A 718-nucleotide genomic window follows, 5' to 3' on the forward strand; every position below is an offset into this window, starting at 1 on the left:
GTCAGGCGCATGCCGCGTGGCTGCCGCTCGAACAACGCGGCACCAAACTGTTCTTCGAGTTGCTGGATCTGGCGGGCGATTGCGGAAGGCGAAATATGCAGGTTGTCGGCAGCTCGACGGATTGAACCTTCCAGCGCCACCTCGCGCACATAGTGCATCAGCGGTGACATCAGTATCGTTCTCATGGACACAATGACGGATAGAGTTTGCACTACGGTCAATCTAGCGTTCACGAGCGCTCAAGAAAATCAGTGAATTTCGCGCATTCCGTTCGAATTTTTTGCTCACCGTGATCCGTTTGCGTGCTGCTATCAGTCAATCTGTTGTCGAGAACTCAACACTGCAAAGCAACAGGGTGTTCTGAATTGGTTGCTTGTCGTATTCCCAGAACGGATCAAATAATTCCATCACAATTCGTTCGGAGATAAACGTGGATAGGAAACGCATGATGAAACTTGGCGGACTCTTCCATCCCACGGGCAACCACATTGCCGCGTGGCTGAGTCCTGATTCCCAACTCGACGCGGGAAGCAACTTCCAGCACTATGTGAAACTGGCAAAAAAGGCTGAGGCCGCGCGGTTTGACCTGCTGTTTCTTGCCGATGCCGCAGCTGTGCGAGGCGGCGATCTAGCGGCGCTCTCGCGCTGGCCCCAGTACATGGCGTATTTCGAGCCCACGAGACAGGCAGAAATCTCGTATGCCGTCTTCTGCTTGAAA

1 protein-coding gene is annotated in these 718 nt (G+C 53.6%); it reads right to left on the reverse strand.

Annotation, left to right across the window (positions count from 1 at the left end):
• The coding region (locus BN2475_RS33245; protein ID WP_281254306.1) for a helix-turn-helix domain-containing protein at window positions 1-233 on the reverse strand (233 nt) is incomplete at its 3' end.
• Between the last annotated feature and the right edge of the window lie 485 nt (window positions 234-718).

The organism is Paraburkholderia ribeironis (assembly GCF_900019265.1).
Classification (GTDB): Bacteria; Pseudomonadota; Gammaproteobacteria; order Burkholderiales; family Burkholderiaceae; genus Paraburkholderia; species Paraburkholderia ribeironis.